The 20,074-nt window shown below is 42.4% G+C and carries 16 protein-coding genes and 1 tRNA gene; 12 read left to right on the top strand and 5 right to left on the bottom strand.

The window, feature by feature from the left end; all coding sequences use genetic code 11:
• The first annotated feature begins 67 nt into the window (after nt 1-67).
• The 3 genes from ACT3QQ_RS04655 (at nt 68) to ACT3QQ_RS04645 (ending at nt 4,476) form a co-directional block, all read left to right on the top strand.
• Complete coding sequence (locus tag ACT3QQ_RS04655) at nt 68-1,192, top strand: extracellular solute-binding protein (protein ID WP_444527116.1); 1,125 nt, start codon at nt 68-70, stop codon at nt 1,190-1,192.
• A gap of 157 nt (nt 1,193-1,349) precedes the next feature.
• Nucleotides 1,350-3,026: an ABC transporter permease gene (locus tag ACT3QQ_RS04650; protein WP_444527115.1), complete on the top strand. Its 1,677-nt coding sequence runs from the start codon at nt 1,350-1,352 to the stop codon at nt 3,024-3,026.
• A 124-nt stretch (nt 3,027-3,150) separates the two neighbouring features.
• Nucleotides 3,151-4,476, top strand: coding sequence for an ABC transporter ATP-binding protein (locus tag ACT3QQ_RS04645; RefSeq protein ID WP_444527114.1), 1,326 nt, complete (start codon nt 3,151-3,153; stop codon nt 4,474-4,476).
• A 33-nt stretch (nt 4,477-4,509) separates the two neighbouring features.
• On the opposite strand, the gene ACT3QQ_RS04640 is transcribed toward ACT3QQ_RS04645, so the two are convergent.
• Both ACT3QQ_RS04640 and ACT3QQ_RS04635 read right to left on the bottom strand, forming a co-directional pair.
• Complete coding sequence (locus ACT3QQ_RS04640) at nt 4,510-5,373, bottom strand: methyltransferase domain-containing protein (RefSeq protein WP_444527113.1); 864 nt, start codon at nt 5,371-5,373, stop codon at nt 4,510-4,512.
• Nucleotides 5,374-5,430: 57 nt separating this feature from the next.
• Nucleotides 5,431-5,712, bottom strand: coding sequence for a hypothetical protein (locus ACT3QQ_RS04635; RefSeq protein ID WP_444527112.1), 282 nt, complete (start codon nt 5,710-5,712; stop codon nt 5,431-5,433).
• Nucleotides 5,713-6,613: 901 nt separating this feature from the next.
• Between ACT3QQ_RS04635 and gyrA the strand changes: the two genes are divergently transcribed.
• From gyrA to ACT3QQ_RS04605, 6 genes are all read left to right on the top strand, one after another.
• Nucleotides 6,614-9,406, top strand: a complete 2,793-nt coding sequence (gene gyrA / locus ACT3QQ_RS04630) for a DNA gyrase subunit A (RefSeq protein ID WP_444527111.1) — start codon at nt 6,614-6,616, stop codon at nt 9,404-9,406.
• A 157-nt stretch (nt 9,407-9,563) separates the two neighbouring features.
• Complete coding sequence (gene rarD / locus ACT3QQ_RS04625) at nt 9,564-10,634, top strand: EamA family transporter RarD (protein ID WP_444527110.1); 1,071 nt, start codon at nt 9,564-9,566, stop codon at nt 10,632-10,634.
• 240 nt (nt 10,635-10,874) lie between these two features.
• Complete coding sequence (rarD, locus tag ACT3QQ_RS04620; protein WP_444527109.1) at nt 10,875-11,945, top strand: EamA family transporter RarD; 1,071 nt, start codon at nt 10,875-10,877, stop codon at nt 11,943-11,945.
• A 187-nt stretch (nt 11,946-12,132) separates the two neighbouring features.
• Nucleotides 12,133-12,801 carry a glutathione S-transferase gene (locus ACT3QQ_RS04615; protein WP_444527108.1) on the top strand — a complete coding sequence of 223 codons (669 nt, stop codon included), beginning with the start codon at nt 12,133-12,135 and terminating at the stop codon, nt 12,799-12,801.
• A 91-nt stretch (nt 12,802-12,892) separates the two neighbouring features.
• On the top strand, nt 12,893-13,135 hold the full coding sequence (locus ACT3QQ_RS04610; RefSeq protein WP_444527107.1) for a hypothetical protein: 243 nt from the start codon (nt 12,893-12,895) through the stop codon (nt 13,133-13,135).
• A gap of 33 nt (nt 13,136-13,168) precedes the next feature.
• Nucleotides 13,169-14,329: a ribonuclease Z gene (locus ACT3QQ_RS04605; RefSeq protein ID WP_444527106.1), complete on the top strand. Its 1,161-nt coding sequence runs from the start codon at nt 13,169-13,171 to the stop codon at nt 14,327-14,329.
• A gap of 57 nt (nt 14,330-14,386) precedes the next feature.
• Here the strand turns inward: ACT3QQ_RS04605 and ACT3QQ_RS04600 are convergent, their stop codons facing one another.
• Complete coding sequence (locus ACT3QQ_RS04600) at nt 14,387-15,358, bottom strand: ATP-binding protein (protein WP_444527105.1); 972 nt, start codon at nt 15,356-15,358, stop codon at nt 14,387-14,389.
• A gap of 191 nt (nt 15,359-15,549) precedes the next feature.
• Between ACT3QQ_RS04600 and ACT3QQ_RS04595 the strand changes: the two genes are divergently transcribed.
• The 3 genes from ACT3QQ_RS04595 to ACT3QQ_RS04585 all read left to right on the top strand — a co-directional run bounded on the left by ACT3QQ_RS04595 (nt 15,550) and on the right by ACT3QQ_RS04585 (nt 17,765).
• On the top strand, nt 15,550-16,566 hold the full coding sequence (locus ACT3QQ_RS04595) for a protein kinase domain-containing protein (RefSeq protein ID WP_444527104.1): 1,017 nt from the start codon (nt 15,550-15,552) through the stop codon (nt 16,564-16,566).
• 184 nt (nt 16,567-16,750) lie between these two features.
• Nucleotides 16,751-17,311 (top strand): DJ-1/PfpI family protein, encoded by a 561-nt coding sequence (locus ACT3QQ_RS04590; protein ID WP_444527121.1) that lies wholly within the window; start codon nt 16,751-16,753, stop codon nt 17,309-17,311.
• Nucleotides 17,312-17,366: 55 nt separating this feature from the next.
• Entirely contained in the window at nt 17,367-17,765 is a 399-nt protein-coding gene (locus ACT3QQ_RS04585; RefSeq protein ID WP_444527103.1) for a ribbon-helix-helix domain-containing protein, read from the top strand.
• Nucleotides 17,766-17,978: 213 nt separating this feature from the next.
• Here ACT3QQ_RS04585 and ACT3QQ_RS04580 read toward each other — a convergent pair.
• A tRNA-Leu gene (locus ACT3QQ_RS04580) sits at nt 17,979-18,063 on the bottom strand.
• A 218-nt stretch (nt 18,064-18,281) separates the two neighbouring features.
• A complete protein-coding gene (locus tag ACT3QQ_RS04575) occupies nt 18,282-20,060 on the bottom strand; it encodes a sigma 54-interacting transcriptional regulator (protein ID WP_444527102.1) in 1,779 nt (592 codons plus the stop codon).
• Nucleotides 20,061-20,074 lie beyond the last annotated feature (14 nt).

Below are 20,074 nucleotides of genomic sequence, written 5' to 3'. Positions count from 1 at the left end.
TTATAATCACCATTATTCTGTCTCACCATTCGTCTTACTTTTTTATAGCATTACTATGGGGAAAATCATGTCATTGAACGCTATCAGCGCTAATCTAACCTCTACGAAGCTTATCTTACCTGCAGCCGTATTTGGCATGATGTTGGGTCTGGCAGGTTGTAGTAATTCTTCAACCACAGAAGAGAGTGGAGAAGTAGAGTCAACAGAAGCAGGTGCTGAGCAGCAAACAGCAACTGACGAAGCTACGACTGCTGATGGTCAGACGGTTACTATCTACTCATCACGTAATGAGCAGCTTATTAAGCCATTGCTAGATCGCTATACTGAGCAAACAGGTGTCAAAGTAGAGCTAGTCACAGACAGCACAGGTCCGCTCATGGCACGTTTAAAAGCGGAAGGCCAAAATACCCCTGCTGATATGTTGTTGACCGTTGATGCTGGTAACTTATGGCAGGCTGCAGAGCAAGGTTTGCTACAACCAGTATCTTCTACTGTATTGGAAGCCAATGTCCCTGCAAAATACCGTGATCCACAAGGTCAGTGGACAGGTCTATCACTACGTGCCCGTACTATCTTTTATGATCCAAGTAAAGTTAGTGCTGATCAGTTGTCTACTTATGCAGATTTAGCCGATCCAAAATGGAAAGGCAAATTATGCCTACGCACGTCTAAAAAAGTTTATAACCAATCGCTTGTGGCTAGTATGATGGAGCACTTGGGTCAAGAAAAAACGGAAGAAATCGTTCGTGGTTGGGTAGATAATTTAGCCACTGATGTGTTCAGTGATGATACCAGTATGCTGGAAGCTATCGCTGCTGGTCAGTGTGAAGTAGGTGTGGCGAATAGTTATTACTATGGCCGTATATTAGATGAGAAACCAGATTTCCCTGTCAATATATTTTGGGCAAACCAAGATACGACTGGTACGCACGTAAATATCTCAGGTGCTGGTGTAGTGGCAAGTTCAGACAATCCAGATGGTACGCTTAAATTGATAGAGTGGTTGTCATCTGATGAGTCACAAGGTCTTTATGCCAGCTCAGACAAAGAGTTCCCAGTAAAAGAAGGCATTGATGAGTCAGATATGCTCAGATCATGGGGCCCATTCAATAAAGATGATATCAGTGTGCAGAAGTTTGGTGAGCTACAAACTCAAGCGATTCAGTTAATGGACAAAGCAGGTTATAAATAAGGGCCCGCTAATAATAGTTTTGCCAACTTCAGAATCATAACTTTGAAGCAATAGTTTTTAAAGATTAGTCATTTTAGATAAATTATCCAGATAATGACGATTTTGAGTTTGGTACAGGCTTACAAGGTCTCTATACGTATGACACGGTAATGATAATATGATCACAACGCCAGACGCGTCTGTTAGTCAAAACGATACTGTTAATGATGGTATTAATGACAAGCAGACTGTCAGCCAAGACCACGCTCTTCGTAAACGTATTATCTCGAAATCAGTCTTAGGGCTGATTTCGTTGTTTATGCTAGTACCGATTTTAATCGTGCTGCTGTCGTGGACTCAGCCAGTGGCAGAGATTTGGACACACATGGCAGATTATGTACTGCCACAAGTGCTCAAAAACACGGCAATCTTGTTGCTTATGGTAACTGTTGTTTCAGGAACTATTGGTACTGCGCTGGCTTGGGTTACTAGTATGTACCGTTTCCCTGGTCAGCGTTTCTTTTCGTGGGCGTTGATGTTACCACTTGCTATTCCTGCTTATGTATTGGCATTTGTCACTATCGGCATTGTTGACTTTAGTGGGCCGCTACAGACTGCTTTGCGTGATTTCGGTATTAGTACAGCGATCCCTTCGATAAGAAACGTATGGGGTGCAGGCTTAATATTGTCGCTAGCGTTTTACCCTTATGTGTATTTGCTAGCACGTCAGGCATTTTTGTCGCAAGGCAGACGAGCGATAGAAGCGGGTCAGATGCTTGGTTTGAGTCGTAGCCGTGTGTTCTTTCGATTGGCATTACCACAAGCACTACCTTGGATCATTGGCGGCTTGTTGTTAGCCAGTATGGAGACCTTAGCGGATTTCGGGGCAGTATCGGTATTTAATGTCGATACTTTTACTACCGCCATCTATAAAGCGTGGTTTGGTTTTTTCAGTTTGACCACAGCGGCTCAGCTAGCAGCCTTGCTTATCGGTGTGATATTTATCGTGGTATTGTTTGAGCAGTATTGGCAAGCTAAGCGTGGCAGCTCACTTACCCAAGGTAGCAGCCAACGCTTTGACGCTAGCAAACCTGCCAAACTTGCCATGACATTGCTGTGTACGATCATTTTTTTGATGGCTTTCTTAATCCCTTTCTTGCAGCTTATCTATTGGACGGCACTGAATTTCCGCCAAGATTTTGATGCGCGTTACATTGATTTTGTCACCAATAGCCTCATGATTGCTAGTATGACCACGCTATTTATTGCCTTTTTGGCTATTATCATTGCGTGGATCAAACGGCAATATCCTGATAAATCGACTAAGCTAATGACCACTTTGGCCAATTTAGGCTATGTCGTGCCGGGGACAGTGTTGGCGGTAGGGATCTTTATACCTATTGCGTGGCTTGATAATCAAATGATTGCGTTTGGCATTACATCACAGCAAGTACTGTCTGGCAGTGTAATTGTTATGCTACTAGCGCTATCGACACGTTTTATGACGGTGAGTTTTCAGCCGGTTGATAGACAGTTGCAGCGATTGACAGTCAATCAAGAAGCCGCTGCAAAATTACTGAGCGACAGTTCTTATCAGCGCTGGCGTCATGTGATGCTGCCTGTACTTAGCCCTGGTGTATTGACTGCATTATTGATGGGTTTTGTCGAAGTGATGAAAGAGATGCCTATTACTTTGATGACACGGCGTCAAGGCTGGGACACGCTGGCAGTACGAGTGTTCGAAATGACAAGCGAAGGTATGTGGGGACGAGCTGCATTACCGAGCTTGCTAATAGTGCTGGTTGGGTTACTCCCTGTTTGGATACTATTGCGTCAAAGTGATAAACACAGCTAATAGCAACAAGGCTAGTAGCAATAATTTGGCATAAGTTTTACAGCATACTTGTAGTGTAAGCTATATTATAATTTGCCCTGTTTTATCGATGGTTTTACTTACTAATAGCGAACTGGTACCGTCTATGTACACTGATTCAATGAAAGACTCAACGAATGCTAAGTCGGCGAAAGCTCGGGCTAACCATATGCTTGTAGCAAAATCACCAATGTCACAGACCAATATCCATCCAGTTCAGCCAAATAACACTGTAGAGCAAAACAACACCTCACAACAAAGTACTGAGAAACATATCGCGAACGATCCTTATTTTAGCGTGCAAAATTTAATCGTAGGCTATGACGATACTATCGTCGTCAATGGTCTATCGTTGGTATTGGAGCAAGGCGAGATCGGTTGCTTCTTAGGTTATAGCGGCTGCGGGAAAACCACTGCTCTACGAGCTATCGCGGGATTGGAACAAAGCCGCGGCGGTACCATCTATTTAAACAACCAACGTTTAACTGAAAAGACAGCTCGCCAGTCATTTGCAGTTGCGCCAGCCAAGCGCGGCATGGGTATGGTGTTTCAAGATTATGCTCTTTTTGGTCATTTAAGCGTGGCGAAGAACATCGCCTTTGGTCTTAATAAATGGTCATCTGCCGACAAAAAGGCTCGGGTGTCTGAGATGTTAAGCTTAGTTGAATTAACTGAGCATGCAGACAAACGCCCGAATGAGCTTTCTGGTGGTCAGCAGCAGCGAGTAGCGCTTGCAAGAGCGCTCGCCCCAAAGCCAAAACTACTGCTACTTGATGAACCGTTTTCTAATCTAGATGTAGTATTACGTGAGTCATTAGCAATGAATGTCCGTGATATTCTCAAACGTACCAATACCACCGCGATTTTGGTCACTCATGATCAAAACGAAGCGTTCGCGCTAGCTGATAAAGTAGGGGTAATGGATAAAGGACGATTGGTGCAGTGGGCGCGACCAAGCGAGTTGTATCATGAGCCTGTCAGTCCTTTCGTCGCTGAATTCGTAGGTGAAGGCGCGATGATAGACGGTATTATCAAAGAAGGTCATGTCGAGACGGCACTGGGTAACATTTATCGTCGTATGGAAGTCCATGACGAATCAGGCCAACCACAGTATTGTGAATATGATTATCCAAATGGCACGCCTATCAAAGTACTTGTACGTCCTGATGATATTATTCATGATGATGACAGTACGCAGACAGCTTTAGTGATTGGACGTGTTTTTCGCGGTGCCAACTACTTGTACCGTCTACAACTAGATGACGGACAGACGGTCTTATCTTTGGTTGCGAGCCATCATAATCATGCTATCGGCTCGCATATTGGCATCATGCCTTTACTTGAGCATGTCGTCGTTTTTGATGAAAAAGATATTAATGCCACTACTTGGTCAGAATATGATAGATCATCAAGAGTTGATGAAGATGTTTAGTAGTCTTCGTAATCCCTAAGCTAACGTTTAAACTCAACGTTTAGCTAGAATGTGTAAGTAACGTCCAAGCCATTTGTACGGCTCTAATTGTGAGTAGCGTAGCTCCATTCTGATCACGGCATCTGGGTCATTATGTCCCCCACGCTTAAGCGGTGCATAGTCATGAAATACTCGTAAACCACTGCTACGAACAGTTTGATAGTTGTGCGCTTTGAGCCAAGACTCGACCTCTTCTTTGGCCACTGGATGATTCGGCGTTAAACTTTTGATGTTATCTGCTTTGTAGGTATTATTATCAAGTAGGCTATTGAGTAAGTTGAAGTTCCCCATGATAAGATTGCGATAATCAAAACTTGCTGGATTATAGAAGCAGACAGATAGCGCGCCATCATCTGTTAAATGCTGATCAAAAAAATCCATGACCGCCGCGGGTTCTGCCAACCATTCGAGTAGCGCATGCGACATAATCAAATCAAATTTTTCTGTTTCTGCCTGAGCCAAATTTTCTTCCAGCGCCTGATAAGGACAAACGTACCATGTGATGTCTAGTTCTTGAGTGAATTTTTCTGCGCTCGCTTTTGCCTTCTCAAGCATATTTTCTGAGATGTCATTGATGACGATGCTATGACCTTGAGCAGCAAGTTCTATCGCAATTTGGGCGAGTCCTGCACCTACGTCCAAGATACGTAAAGGTCGCCCAAGCGCCTCACTCATCTGCGCACTGTATTCAAAAATATCACGGCGTAGCACGGCCAATCGAATCTCGCCTTTTAAACCACCATAGACTTTCTTTTCAAAATGATCAGCAATAGTGTCGAAGCTACGATCTACTCGATCATTTTCTGCTGGTATAGAAAGGTTTGAGTCAGGCTGGCTATCTTGATGTTTAATTGGCATATGGTATTCAGATCAATAAGTAAAAAGGATTCAAGCAATAAAAGGTTTTAGCATGAACTAGCGTTTCAAACGTCTGTTAATTACCCATTTAAAAACGACCTTCGCTAGTACAATAACGACAAATACTACGATAACAAACACCCACATACCATTGCCCTGTAGGTTTTCTTGGTAGGCTTGTGCCAAGTATGCTGATAAAGCCATAGCGACTAAAAGCGCTCCCCAACGGACATAAGGGACAGCACTATTGTTGTGGTTAGGAAAGCTAGCAACATAATCGCTCGAAAAGCTATATAGCACCATTGCTAAAATCCAAACGATTGCAAGAATGATATCCATAATAAGGGTAGCCTGTTAGGTCGTTATTTAAGTGATATAAAAGATGAGTCAGTGTAGCGGTTAGAAATTTTTTGTCCAGTACCACTAAAAATAATAGTGTCATTAAAGTGATTTAAATTACAATATTTTCATGAAAACCATTGGCTTATGTCCAAGCCAGTTGTAAGTGTCGCTTTATTAGCTAGTTATTCTAGTTATCACAGTTGTTTGTTTGATATGATTTATAGGCAAGCCACTTGTGAGTTCTGTGCTCAAGGTTTTAGCGCTAGTTTGAATATCGATGCTACATTAGATGAAATGTCATGTTGGATTAGAGGTATAAATACTCACTCATTGAGTCAAAATAAATCTTATCTAGCTGTGCCAAATGAGTATAGTGTTTTTTGATTCAAAGCTATCATACACAGAGATTAAACAATGAAATTAATTACCACAGCACTATTAGCCCTAGTATTTGGCTTCGCCTCTATGAGCCAAGCTCAAGCTTGAAATACGCCTTGTTCAGGAAAAATGGGTGGGGTGTCTCATTGCTCAGTAGATGGTAAATTCGTCTGTAAAAATGGCAAAATCAGCCAATCAAAAAAAACCTGCCATTAGAATTAATTTAGTGTGTACGGATCATTAAAAATATCACTGTGAATGAACCGTCCAGCTTGATTTTAATGGTGCTCAGAACCCCCTAAATCAGCAATTTTGTGCTAAAATAGCTTCTTTTATTAAACATTGTTTTTAACAAAAACCGTATCACTATTTTCTGGTTGTTTTGCACGTATAGTAATGTTTTTTATGGTATGTATTTTGGTCATGACTGCGCATTGATGTGGCAGTATTTTTACATGATCTATGGGTGCTGTAAGCGATGTGTCAACGTTAGAAAAAGAATGTGAGTGAAGGAGTGTATATGAGCGAATCGGTCAGTCCTATTGGCATCGTAGATGAACTAAAGCAGTCGTATTTGGATTATGCGATGAGCGTGATCGTCTCGCGTGCGCTGCCTGATGTGCGTGATGGGTTCAAACCTGTACACCGCCGCGTGATGTATGCCATGCACGTGCTATCAAACGATTATAATAAACCGTACAAAAAATCAGCACGTGTGGTTGGCGATGTTATCGGTAAATACCATCCACATGGCGATAGTGCAGTTTATGATGCCATCGTACGTATGGCGCAGGATTTTAGCTTGCGTTATCCAATGGTTGATGGTCAAGGTAACTTTGGTTCGATCGATGACGATCCGCCGGCGGCCATGCGTTACACCGAAGTACGTATGACCAAACTGACTCACCAGATGCTCGCTGATTTGGACAAAGATACGGTCGATTGGGAAGATAACTACGATGGTTCTGAGCGTATGCCAAGCGTGATGCCAGCGCGTATTCCTAACCTATTGGTCAATGGTGCCACAGGTATCGCCGTTGGTATGGCGACCAATATGGCACCGCATAACCTGACCGAAGTGATTAATGCTTGTTTGGCGTATGCTGAAAACCCACAAGTTTCAGCTGAAGAGCTGATGTCACATATCTCAGGTCCTGATTTCCCTACGGGCGGTATTATCTATGGCCGTGCGGGCATTTTAGATGCTTATCGTACCGGTAAAGGACGCTTGCACATCCGTGGTCGTTATCATATTGAGCCGATGAGCAATACTGGTGTCAATCGCGATCGTGAGCGTATTGTATTCACCGAAGTACCTTATCAGGCTAACAAAGCCAAATTGATCGAGCGTATCGCAGAGCTGGTCCGTGATAAAAAAATCGAAGGCATTAGCGAGATTCGTGATGAGTCTGATAAAGACGGTATGCGTATCGCTATTGACTTGCGTCGCGGTGAAACGGCTGAAGTCATCGTCAATAACTTGTTTTTGCAAACGCCACTAGAGTCTAGCTTTAGTATCAATATGGTGGCTCTCGATAATGGTCAGCCAAAACTATTGACCTTGCGTCAGCTTATCGCTGCGTTTGTCCGTCATCGTCAAGAAGTGGTGACGCGTCGTACGATTTATGAATTGAACAAAGCTCGCGTTCGTGGTCATTTGCTCGAAGGTTTAACCGTTGCTCTAGCAAATATTGATGAAATTATTGCAACGATTAAAGCTTCTGCAAACCGTGGCTTGGCGCGCGAAAGCTTATTAAATAATACGTGGGGCTCAGGTAGCGTCGTTGCGATGCTCGCCGCTGCTGGTAGTCAGTCAGTGCGTCCTGAGTTTATTGAGGGCGAAGATCCTAACGCACCGTTTGGCCTAATCGAAGGCGAAGAACGTTATCGTTTATCACTTGAGCAGGTCAATGCGATTTTAGACATGCAATTGCATCGTCTGACTGGTCTTGAGCAAGACAAATTGACTGAAGAATACCAAGACTTACTGCGTGAAATTGCGCATTTAGAGTCTATCCTTGGTGATTTTGATAAGCTGATGACCATTATCTCTAATGAGATGATCGAGATTCGTGATAACTTTGGTGATGAGCGTCGTACCGATATTATCGATTCACGCATGGACTTTAGTCGTGAAGACCTGATCCCTGAGCAAACTGTTGTCATGACGGTATCGCGTACTGGTTACGCTAAAACTCAACCGATTGATGATTATGTCGCGCAAAAACGCGGTGGTAAAGGTAAGTCGGCTACAGCAATGAAAGAAGATGATGTGATTGATCATCTAATAGTGACATCGACGCATTCTACTGTACTATGTTTCACTGATAGTGGACGTGTCTTTAGCTTACGCGGTTTCGAGGTGCCAATTGCCAGTCGCGGTGCTCGTGGTCGTCCATTGGTCAATCTGATTGGTCTGAATAGCGATGAGACTGTTACAACGATATTGCCAATTCCAAAAATTGTAGAAGATACATCAGTAGTAAGTGAAGTATCAGAAGTAAGCAATGATGACAATTCGGTAGAAGATAGCAGCCAAGCAGAGGCTCCTTTTGTGTTCTTTGCCACTGCCAATGGTACAGTGAAACGGGTAGAGCTGAAGCAATTTGCTAATATTCGCTCGAACGGTCTGATTGCGGTTGGATTAGAAGACGGTGATAAGCTGGTCAGCGCTCGTATCACTAACGGTAGTCAAGAAGTGATGTTGTTTGCTTCAAGTGGTAAAGCCATTCGTTTCGATGAGAATGATGCGCGTGCGATGGGCCGCACGGCTAAAGGTGTCCGCGGTATGCGTCTGGCTACTGATGAATTTATCAAGTCATTAGTGGTTATCGAAGATGATGTACACGAAATCCTGATTGCTTGTGAAAACGGCTTCGGTAAACGTACCTTTATCGAGGAGTTCAATACACAAAATCGTGGTGGTGGCGGTGTAATCGCTATCAAGACCAGTGAGCGTAATGGCGCACTAGTACGAGCGACTAAGGTTGAATCTACCGATGATATTATCTTAATCTCTGACAAAGGTACGTTGGTTCGTACTCCAGTTGAGCATGTCGCTAGCTCTGGTCGTAATACACAAGGTGTGACATTGATTCGTTTATCAAAAGATGAAAAACTGGTCGCTATGGCACGTGTCGAGCATGAAGAAAGTGATGATGAGCTTATCGATGCCATGAGAGAAGATGGTACGTTCGATGTAGAAGGTCAGGAGCAGATAGATATCGATGCGACAACTGATAGTGCTACAACGACTGAGGTTGATGATGTGATCGATATTGCAAATGATCATAAACCAAATGACGATGCATAACAGAATGACGGATACTAGTCTTGGTAGTTAGCTTTTGAGCCTAGTCTCTTAGCATTTTCTAGAAAAAGCCTCTGACGTCGTCGTCGGAGGCTTTTATTTTTTTAATTCTCATTTTTATCAATAAGATAAATAAGGTTCTATTTTTAAGGCTGTTGCTATGTTTACGACCAATCAAACTTTTCAGGGAACTGTTGCCTCAGTATCATCGAGCTTTTTATTTGCGATGATGTTTTTATTTGGGCTATTTATGATGCCTTTAACTGGTACGCAGGTGGCATCATGGCGTGTGCTCATGATGTTGGTCAGTTTGGTGATATTGGTCAGTTTTACTAAGCAGTGGCAACATGTTTTTGATTATATTAAGACGCTAAAGACCGCGAAGGACTGGCTGATTTTTGTATTACCTGCGCCAATATTAGGTGGACAGATTTGGCTGTTTATGTGGGCGCCTGTCAATGGATTTGGTCTTGATGTTACTTTAGGATATTTTTTATTGCCGCTAATGATGATTGTGCTTGGTCGTTTTTTTTACCGTGAGCATATGAGTGTCTTACAGCAGGTAGCTGCGATATTTGCAGCATTAGGCATTGGTTATGATGTTTTTCAGTATGGCTCGGTCTCTTGGGTGACACTATTTGTATGTTTGGGGTATCCACCGTATTATCTATTACGGCGTACGCTTTCTGTCCCTCCTATCACAGGATTACTGTTTGACTTAACTTTATTGACGCCAGTTGTATTTATCATGCTTTATATGACAGGCGGTTTTAATGTAGCGGCACAAGACATGAAGTTTTGGTATCTGTTACCGCTATTGGGCGCTTTTAGTGCGATGGCGATGTCGCTGACCATGGTTGCCAGTAGCAAGCTGCCCGTATCACTATTTGGGGCATTAAGTTATATAGAACCAATGCTGTTGTTTGTGTTGTCGATTACGATTTTGAGTCAGAGCCTTGAAGAGGGTGGCTCGTTATTTATGTATAGTATGATTACGCTTACACTATTGGTCATGATGGTCGATAGTGCAGCAGGCTATATTGTTCGTCGTCGCAATGACCACCTATATGGCTATAGAGAACCGCAAGTAGGAGGCTTTCCACCGCGTCGTCATTTTATCAATCAGCGTATCGATGGCGTGCTAAAAGCCCACCGCTTTCGTAAGATACGTCGTTATCAAAAAAAGATGAATAAGCTACAGCAAAAAATCGAACAACTTGATGTAAAATAAGCACTTACCTGTATTAAATTTACTCAATACGGAAGTTTAGACACTAGATGAAAAGTGGCATTGCTTATTCATTCTGACTTTGACATAATGCCGCTCATAATGTGAGTCTAATACATTAAAAGCGTTTATCTTAGATTACGCGACGACCTTATATGCAAAAGCCTCAGACGTTCTCGTCTGAGGCTTTTGTTTTTTTTAAAAATTGCCATGGATGTGCCCCAATCTTTAAAGGCTGTTGTGATGCTGACTACTAACCAAACCTCGCAGGGTACAATCACTGCTGTCGCTGCAAATTTTTTATACTCATTACTGTTTTTATTTGGTCTACTGCTGCAACCATTATCAGGTACGCAGGTCGCTTCGTGGCGCGTGCTGACAATGTTTTTTAGCTTGGTATTGCTGGTAAGTGTACTAAAGCAGTGGCAGCACATTTTTGATTATCTAAAAACACTGAAAAACGCTAAAGAGTGGTTTTTATTTATACTACCCACACCGATTTTGGGTGCGCAAATCTGGATATTTATGTGGGCGCCAGTCAATGGCTTGGGGCTTGAGGTAACGTTGGGTTATTTCCTATATCCAATGATTATGATTGTTGTTGGCCGATTTTTTTATAACGAAGACATGAGTTTGCTTCAGTGGGCTGCCATTATATGTGCAGGTCTTGGTATCGCTTACGATATTTTTCAGTATGGTGCGATCTCTTGGGCAACTTTGTTTGTTTGTTTGGGTTATCCTCCTTATTATCTACTACGTCGTAAGTTAGCAGTACCGCCTATTACTGGTCTGATTTCAGACCTTGTACTGTTGTTACCAGTCGTACTGGTCGCACTATATATGAATGGCGGTTTTGAAGTAGCTATCACCAACTACAAGCTTTGGTACTTGCTGCCGTTATTAGGCATTATCAGTACCGCTGCGATGTCACTAACAATGGTGGCGAGTCAAAAGTTACCTGTCTCATTGTTTGGGACTCTGTGCTACCTTGAGCCGATATTTTTGTTTATATTCTCAATTGCAATTTTAGATCGTAACTTACATGACGGTGGCTCTGTACTGATGTACAGCATGATCTTTATCGCACTGTTAATTATGATTGCTGATAGCGCACTTGGCTATATGGCACGCAAACGTGAAGATCGCCTACATGGCTACAATGAGCCGCAAGTGGGCAGTTTTCCACCACGTCGTCGCCTCAAAAATCGTCGTATTAAAGGTGTACTGATCGCGCATCGATTCCGCCAAATCAAAAAATATCAGCAAAAGATAGACAAAATGACGCGCAAAATCGAAGCGTTAAATCTAGACTAGCGTTGGCAGGTAGGTCGTCGATAGTACTGATTGGTAGGTATGACTTTCTAGTATGTCTGCCAATTCACAGTATTAAAGAGATACGAATTACGCTATTATCGATAGTAGTGCTGCGATCGAGTGAGCGTATGGCGCTATATCTGAGATACTATGGGTGATTTACTACAATATATAACTAGGACGGTTTATGTTACATCTTCATCATTTAGCAAACTCACGCTCGTTTCGTATTATCTGGCTATTGGAAGAGCTTGACGCCGATTATAAACTGACTTGTTATGAGCGAAACAAAGCATACCGTGCTCCTGATAGCCTAAAGCAAGTACATCCGATTGGTAATGCGCCAATGTTAGAAGCGGACGATCGTGTGCTGATTGAATCAGGATTTATCATTGAGTATCTGATTAAGCACTATGATAAAGAAAAGCAATTTAAACCTGACGATAATAACGAAGCGGCTTGGGAAGCCTATACGTTTTGGCTACACTTTGCAGAAGCTTCACTGATGCCGCTGTTGGTCATGCGTTTGGTATTCACAAAGGTGGTAGCTCAATCACCAATGCTAATCAAACCTATCAGCAAAAAGATCCAAGGTCAGGTTGAGAAAAACATGATCAGTAGCGGTTTGGAGAAGATGCTAGATATGATGGAGCATCATCTGCATGAAAACCATTGGTTTGCAGGTAGTGACTTTAGCGCCGCTGATATTCAAATGCATCTTGCAGTTGTTGGTGCCAATGCTGGTGCAGGTTTAGACCAGAGTAAATATACCAATCTTTTGAACTGGCTGAAACGTTGTGAAGAGCGAGATGCCTTTAAACGTGCAGAAAAAAGAGGTGGTCGTTTACAGTTTTAGACGAAACACATTTGCACAGTGAGAAATAACTCATTTAATAGTAAAATAAAAGGTTTTGTTTATCATAGACAAAACCTTTTTAGGATAAAAGATGACAGATCTGAATAAATCAAATACAGATAGCACTACTGAATCACAAATTGATAGAGCCGCTATTAATAGCCAGCAAGTCTCTATCAAATCTTGGTCGCAGAAAATTCTGGTTGTCATACTATGCGCAGCGAGCTTTTATGGTGGTTGGAAGTCTTATGAATCCAATATGGTCAATGAGTGTACGGCCAATGGTGGACAGATGGTTGAAGCACAAAAAACCATGATGTGCCAATTATCATAACCGCCGATTGTTATATATAAGAGACGTAACGCGATGCTAAAGCTAACTTTTTTGGGTACGTCCGCAGGTGTACCGACCAAACAGCGTAATGTGACTGCACTGGCAATAGAGTGTCTGAATCCGCATACCTCTAGCGCACAGCAAGGCAGTCGTCAACAGAATAATCAGAGTAAGAAATCGCGTCCATGGGTATTAATTGATTGCGGTGAGGGCACGCAGCAGCAGCTATTACATACCAAACTGTCTATACATCAATTGGTGACTATCTGTATCACCCATGTGCATGGCGATCACTGCTACGGATTACCAGGATTATTGGCTAGTGCAGCTATGTCAGGACGCCGTGAACCGTTGACACTGATCGCCCCAAAAGCAATTGCGACATTGCTCGAGGCCATTAAACTAACCACAGAGTTGTATTTACCCTTTCCTGTTAACTTTGTAGCGATTGAAGACGTGCTATCTGAGAAACATGATACAAAAAAAGTGAATATCCGCTTAAGCGACCAGCATCAGCTTGATATTGATATTACAGCGCTATCACATCGAGTCGCGTCTCATGCATTTGGTATCACACAAACCATTCATCATCGCAGGCTTGATAAGGATAAACTGCTGGCACAAGGCATTCCTGCAAGCGCGCTATGGGGTAAACTACAAAAAGGCGAGGATGTCATCACTGAAGATGGTCAGCAGTTATGTGCAGCCGACTATGTCAATGATGACCTATCACGAACGCGAATAGTGGTAGCAGGAGATAACGATACGCCAGCGTGTCTCACCGATGCACTGGTCGATACGGATTTATTGGTGCATGAAGCCACTTATACTCATGAGGTGCTCACTAAGATTCAAGGCAAAAACCCAGAGTTTGATCCGATGCATAGCAGTGCGCAATTGGTGGCTGGTCTTGTAGAAAAAAGCGGCGTCAATAATTTAATTTTGACTCACTTCAGTGCGCGTTATCAGGGTTTTGATAATCCTAATAGCAAGACGCCAAACATGGCATACATTCGTTTAGATGCTGAAAGCGTCTATCAAGGCAATCTTTGGTTAGCTGCTGATTTTGATCAATACACGGTCGATGGCGCAGTTGAACCGATAGGCAATAAAAAGTGCAGCCAAGAAGGTAGTGAAGAGAACAGTATAGAAGACAGCCGCGTGCAGTATATAGGCTCTGCACGCAGTGATTAGAGGTGGTCTAGTGTCAGATATGGCCTAGTATTAAATATAAGTAGCACTAGATATGGCTTAGCGCTTGCTGTCTTCAATTTTTAATTGCGTTATACCGCTCCAGTAGCGACTGAATTGATAGGCCACACGTCCTGAACGTCCACCACGCTCTGATGCCCAGCGTAGCGCATCCTTTCTAATCTTGTCAGGCATTAGCTGACTTTCTAAAATGCTCTTAGCATCACTATCCATATCAGCTGAGATTTTTTGCTGCTCTAAATTCAGATAATGCTGAATGATATGCAGATAGGTCTGCTGATCCATGGGGTGGAAAGTGAGTGATAAACCAAATCGGTCTGACAATGATACGGTTTCATCAATGGCTTCATAAGGATTGACTTCATCCGTCTGACCATTGTAGATATTAATATTATCTTTCATCATTTGCGGTAGCAGGCGACGGCGATTACTGGTAGCGTAGACCAATAGTTTGTCCTGTTCTGAATCAAGCGCACCATCAAGCACGCTCTTTAGCGTACGATAGCTCTCGTCTTGACTGTCAAAAGCGAGATCGTCACAGTATACGATGTAGCGGCAATGACAATCTGCTGGTAGAGCATTAATGGCAGCGCGAATCTTGTCTAATATTTGTAGATCATCGCGGGCAACCTCAATGATACGCAAGCCTTCATTATGATGGGCTTGAAGCAAGGCTCGAATTAATGATGATTTACCAGCACCGCGTGTCCCTGACATCAATACGTGATTGGCAGGATAACCTTTAATAAACTGACGGGTGTTTTGAACCAGTTTCGATTTTTGCTTATCGATACCATGCAAATCATCTAAGCTCAAAAACAGGTTGACCGATAAAGGTTGTAGATGGCCAGTGCGCCCGCCAACCCAGCGATAAGCCAGCTGGGTTGGATCGATTTCAATAGTCGGTGTCACCTGCTCTTGTAAGTATTGACTGAGTAAGTCTAACAAAGGTGCGGGTAGGGCATAAGTAGGTTGATCAGATGGCGTGGTCGGGATAGTTGGTTGTGACATAGTGGCTCTAGCAATTAAAGTTATCTTTAATACCATACCCAAAAATACAATTAACGCTGCTAAAATTCAGTGCCTATAATCTTAGTAGCTACTAAGCGTAATACTTGTAACCATTATTCGCGTTATTATTATTTTTGGAGATGATACGAATGGTAAGGTAGTAATCCCACTATATTATGAGAAACAATACTATGGAAAATAGTGCCAGTAATCCGTCTATTACGCAAGCTTTGCAAGCTCAGGCGGAGCAGCTATTGTCCATTATTACCCAAGAGTTAGTTGCACAGAATTTTAGTGAGATAGTATATCAACGTATTGCTCAACAAAGCACAGAACAAACACAAGACATCGAAGAGATTCATTATCAAGGCGTAACGCGTGCCCAGCATTCACAGTTTGGTCAAGTCATGATCAAATGGCAGATGATTGCTGATACTGATATGAATAATATGTCTTTTGATTTAACTCATGAAGCGGAAGCGCTAACTTCTGTAAATGCGTTATCAACAATCGAAGATAAGACTATCGCAGCGCCACTATTGGCTTATCATTGCGTAAACGTTCAAGCGCTAGAGGCGCCTCAAAAGCTAATAATCACTGTCATGCCTTATTACCCTAATGGTAGCTTGGCAAGACAGTTGAGTACTCAAAATCAGCATTCATTGACAGCGCAACGTAGGTATCACTTTTTAGTACAGTCCGCACATTTGATAGCTAATTTGCATCAGGCTGGCTGGTTGCATAATGATATTAAGCCTAGCAATATTTTGCTTGAAGGGTCTGACAATGAGTTGCCAGTAGATATTATGAGTAATGGTCTGACACCTGGATTATTACTCACTGATTTTGCGTTAGCACAACATATAACAGTGGCTAAAAGTCATCCAAATCTTGCTGGCACACTAGCATATATATCACCTGAGCGTTGGCAAGGGCAGGGTGCAACAGCACAAAGCGATATCTATGCATTTGGCATCATGATGTACGAGATATTGGCGGGCAAGCGACCGTTTCAGGTCGCTGCTAACAGCAAGGATAAATCAAAAGCGTGGGCGATTCAGCATTGCCAGCAACCTATTCCAAAGCTGCCGCTAGAATATAGTCATTATCAATGTATTGTCGATAAGGTATTGGCGAAGCGGATAGATAGACGGTATCGGAGTATGGACGCTGTTTTGAAGGATTTAATATTATTAGCTGATAGCTAAATTGATTATTTGATTTTTAAAAAGTGGCTGTTAAAAAGCTATTTTCAAAAAGCGACTGTTTGTAGTATTCACATATTACCTAGTCATTGTTTTTTATGTTTGAATGGATATTCAGGCTCATTTTAAGCTAAGTCGCTATAGGGTAATTTGAGTTACTATATTTTTATGACAATACAGGAAGAGTATCATGGCTAAAGTACTTATCATTACTGGTGATTTCGTTGAAGACTATGAAAACATGGTTCCGTTCCAAGCGCTTCTAGCAATGGGGCATGAGGTTGATGCGGTATGCCCAGATAAAGCTAAAGGGGATAGCATCGCTACCTCAATACACGACTTTGAAGGGGATCAAACTTATACCGAAAAACGTGGTCATAACTTTGTTCTTAATGCATCTTTTGCCGATATTAATGTCGCAGATTACAATGCTTTGTATTTACCAGGTGGACGTGCGCCAGAATATTTGCGTTTGAACGCCAAGGTTATTGCAATGATTCAGCATTTCGCAAATACTGATAAACCGATTGCATCGGTTTGCCATGGGCCACAATTACTGACGGCTGCTGGCGTGCTAAAAGGTAAAAAAGTATCTGCTTATCCTGCATGTCAGCCAGAAATAGAAATGGCTGGCGCTGAGTATATCGAGTTACCTATGGATGGTGCTATTACAGATGGACAGCTAGTAACGGGTCCTGCATGGCCTGCTCACCCAGCTATGCTGAAGCAGTTTGTTGCTTTACTATAAGCTTTAATTAGGGTCTGTTAAAGTTTTAATAGGCTCCAGTATCGAGAGAGGATATATGTGCCAACTGTTTATTAGTGCTGATGATAGCTTATGGAGCTCTAAAACCAAATCACTTCGAATTCAGGGAGTAGTTACCTCAATTCGTTTGGAAGTGTTTTTTTGGGATATATTAGAAGAGTTGGCATTTCGTGATCAAATGACGGTTAATCAACTGATCACTAAGCTATACCTTGAGTCTCTCGATGCTGATCATGACATTGGTAATTTCACCTCTTTTTTAAGGGTTTGTTGTTCTCGTTATTTGTCTTTAATCGCTGATGGCGATCTTTTTCGCGAAACAACATCACCTTTAGAAGAAGTCGATGCAAAAAATATCATTAAACGTGAAACCCTCCGCAAAAATCAACGTAGTGCATTATTCAATGACAGTGAGCAAAATATTTCTATTAATTAATGATGCTTATAACAAGTGCATAAAGTCATTAGCAAAGCGGGTAGAGAGGCGCTATCAGAGTGCAGATGAAATTTTGAAGGGTTTAGAAAGGTTGTGAAAGTAGCTTAAAGCTTCTGATGGGTTATTTTATAGTTTTAACATCAAATTTCAGACACAAAAAAACCTGCTAAAAAGCAGGCTTCAATATTTGGTCTAAGATGTACTATCCGAAAATGGTGGGGCTGGAGAGACTCGAACTCTCACACCTTGCGGCGCCAGAACCTAAATCTGGTGCGTCTACCAATTCCGCCACAGCCCCATTTTCGTTACTCTATCATCAAAAGCAATTAAACTCAAATGCTAACTAGATAGTTAACTGATTCGGTAGTGCGTCTCAGTGGTTGGCTATTATATAGAGTTTTAATTGTTTGGCAACCCCTATTTGCAATTATTTTTAATTATTTGATATTTATTTTTGGTACCTATTTTAAGTAGTTGATATTAATAGTTATTTATCATAGCGTTTTATACGTTTATTTAGTCTTTAGTTGTTACTCTTGGCGCAGAGATGTCCAGCTGTTGTAATTTGCGTGTTAGAGTATTACGGCCCCAACCAAGTAAGCTTGCGGCCTCTATCTTTTTACCGCCGCTATGATTGAGTGCCGCTGTTAATAAAACGCGCTCAAACTCAGGTGTTGCTGTTTGCAAAATGTCAGTTTCGCCTGTATTCAGGGACTGTTCAGCCCAATCAGCCAAAGCTTGCTGCCAACTTTGGTTTTTAAACATCTGATTATTTTGATTATTGTTTAATGCATTACTATTTGATACTTCGCCATTTTGTACTAAATGTTCTTGGCTTCCTTCCTCTAATTCTGATGAGCTATGCTCGTCATGAAGCACTGCATTAGGTGAGATGTTTTCAAGTAGCTCTGGTGGCAAATCTGTCGCCATTACGGTATCACCAGTGGCCATCACGGTTAGCCACAAACAGACGTTCTCTAGTTGACGCACGTTACCGCGCCAGTCGAATGTCTGCATGATTTGCAATGCAGCAGGGTGTAGGTGCTTCGGTGTAGTACTCATTTGCTCTGCGGCAGACTGCATAAAGTAGAGGGCTAAGGCAGGAATATCCTCAGGGCGTGTACGTAGTGGTGGTAGAGGCAGTCGAATGACATTGAGACGATAAAACAAATCTTCGCGGAATCGGCTTTGTTTTACTAGCTCTTCTAAGTTTTGGTGAGTGGCTGCGATGATACGTACATCGACCTTTATTGGCTGCTGTCCACCAACACGATAAAACTCTCCATTAGCTAGGACTCGCAATAGCCGCGTCTGAGTGCTAAAAGGCATGTCACCAATTTCATCTAAGAATAGAGTCCCGCCGTCAGCTTGCTCAAAACGTCCTTGACGCATTGTCGTCGCACCAGTGAATGCGCCTTTTTCATGGCCAAATAGCTCAGACTCGATCAAGTCGTGCGGTATGGCTGCCATATTGAGGGCAATAAATGGTTGCTGTTTACGCGGTGAATGCTGGTGTAGAGCGCTGGCAACTAACTCTTTACCTGTACCAGACTCTCCAGTAATTAAGACAGAAATAGGAGATTGAGCCAGCCTGCCAATAGCACGAAATACCGTTTGCATGGCTGGGGATTGTCCAATGATGCCGCTAGGATTCCCATTACCTTTGGTTTCGACTGCTTCTTTGTTCTTATTGTCTTTGGTTGTCTTACTAGCAGATACTGCTTTAGGTTTTATCGGATTTTCAGTGGAGGTATCAGACGTTATATTGGTATTAGGTTCATCTGAAAGGTTAACGGTAGCTGTTTCTAAACTGGGCTGATAATTGATGGCCTTATAAATCGTTGCAACCGCATCATCTAAGTCAAAAGGCTTGGGCAAGTATTCAAAAGCACCTGTCTGATAGCTATTAATAGCAGAAGTCAGGTCTGAGTGTGCCGTCATAATGACGATTGGCATTTTTGGGAAATGCTGATGGACCCAGTCGCTAAAAGATAATCCGTCCATCATTGGCATACGAATATCAGTCAATATGACGTCAGGTAATTGCTCTATTGACTCTTGCTGTTTTAAAGCATCGTTAAGGCGAGTCCATGCTGCCTGCGCTTGGGTAAAACTGATAACGGTCAATCCAGCATCTTCAAACGTGTCTGCCAACACCATACGTAGGGCTGCATCGTCATCGATTAACCACAATGTCGCAGGGTGGTCGCAGGGTGCATTGTTCACAGTTACTATTTGTGATTGTGGTGATGTAGTATCGCTTTTAGGTTGGAGGTCGTCGCTATATTCAGTCATGTATTGGGCCTAAT

The organism is Psychrobacter sp. AOP7-A1-24 (assembly GCF_052376235.1).
GTDB lineage: Bacteria > Pseudomonadota > Gammaproteobacteria > Pseudomonadales > Moraxellaceae > Psychrobacter.
This window is presented reverse-complemented; position numbering and strand designations above follow the sequence as displayed.

Excerpts from the sequence above, each read along its gene's own strand:
- ACT3QQ_RS04655 (WP_444527116.1), top strand. The coding sequence starts at position 68 with ATGTCATTGAACGCTATCAGCGCTAATCTAACCTCTACGAAGCTTATC.
- ACT3QQ_RS04650 (WP_444527115.1), top strand. The coding sequence starts at position 1,350 with ATGATCACAACGCCAGACGCGTCTGTTAGTCAAAACGATACTGTTAAT.
- ACT3QQ_RS04645 (WP_444527114.1), top strand. The coding sequence starts at position 3,151 with ATGTACACTGATTCAATGAAAGACTCAACGAATGCTAAGTCGGCGAAA.
- ACT3QQ_RS04640 (WP_444527113.1), bottom strand. The coding sequence starts at position 5,373 with ATGCCAATTAAACATCAAGATAGCCAGCCTGACTCAAACCTTTCTATA.
- ACT3QQ_RS04635 (WP_444527112.1), bottom strand. The coding sequence starts at position 5,712 with ATGGATATCATTCTTGCAATCGTTTGGATTTTAGCAATGGTGCTATAT.
- gyrA (WP_444527111.1), top strand. The coding sequence starts at position 6,614 with ATGAGCGAATCGGTCAGTCCTATTGGCATCGTAGATGAACTAAAGCAG.
- rarD (WP_444527110.1), top strand. The coding sequence starts at position 9,564 with ATGTTTACGACCAATCAAACTTTTCAGGGAACTGTTGCCTCAGTATCA.
- rarD (WP_444527109.1), top strand. The coding sequence starts at position 10,875 with ATGCTGACTACTAACCAAACCTCGCAGGGTACAATCACTGCTGTCGCT.
- ACT3QQ_RS04615 (WP_444527108.1), top strand. The coding sequence starts at position 12,133 with ATGTTACATCTTCATCATTTAGCAAACTCACGCTCGTTTCGTATTATC.
- ACT3QQ_RS04610 (WP_444527107.1), top strand. The coding sequence starts at position 12,893 with ATGACAGATCTGAATAAATCAAATACAGATAGCACTACTGAATCACAA.
- ACT3QQ_RS04605 (WP_444527106.1), top strand. The coding sequence starts at position 13,169 with ATGCTAAAGCTAACTTTTTTGGGTACGTCCGCAGGTGTACCGACCAAA.
- ACT3QQ_RS04600 (WP_444527105.1), bottom strand. The coding sequence starts at position 15,358 with ATGTCACAACCAACTATCCCGACCACGCCATCTGATCAACCTACTTAT.
- ACT3QQ_RS04595 (WP_444527104.1), top strand. The coding sequence starts at position 15,550 with ATGGAAAATAGTGCCAGTAATCCGTCTATTACGCAAGCTTTGCAAGCT.
- ACT3QQ_RS04585 (WP_444527103.1), top strand. The coding sequence starts at position 17,367 with ATGTGCCAACTGTTTATTAGTGCTGATGATAGCTTATGGAGCTCTAAA.
- ACT3QQ_RS04575 (WP_444527102.1), bottom strand. The coding sequence starts at position 20,060 with ATGACTGAATATAGCGACGACCTCCAACCTAAAAGCGATACTACATCA.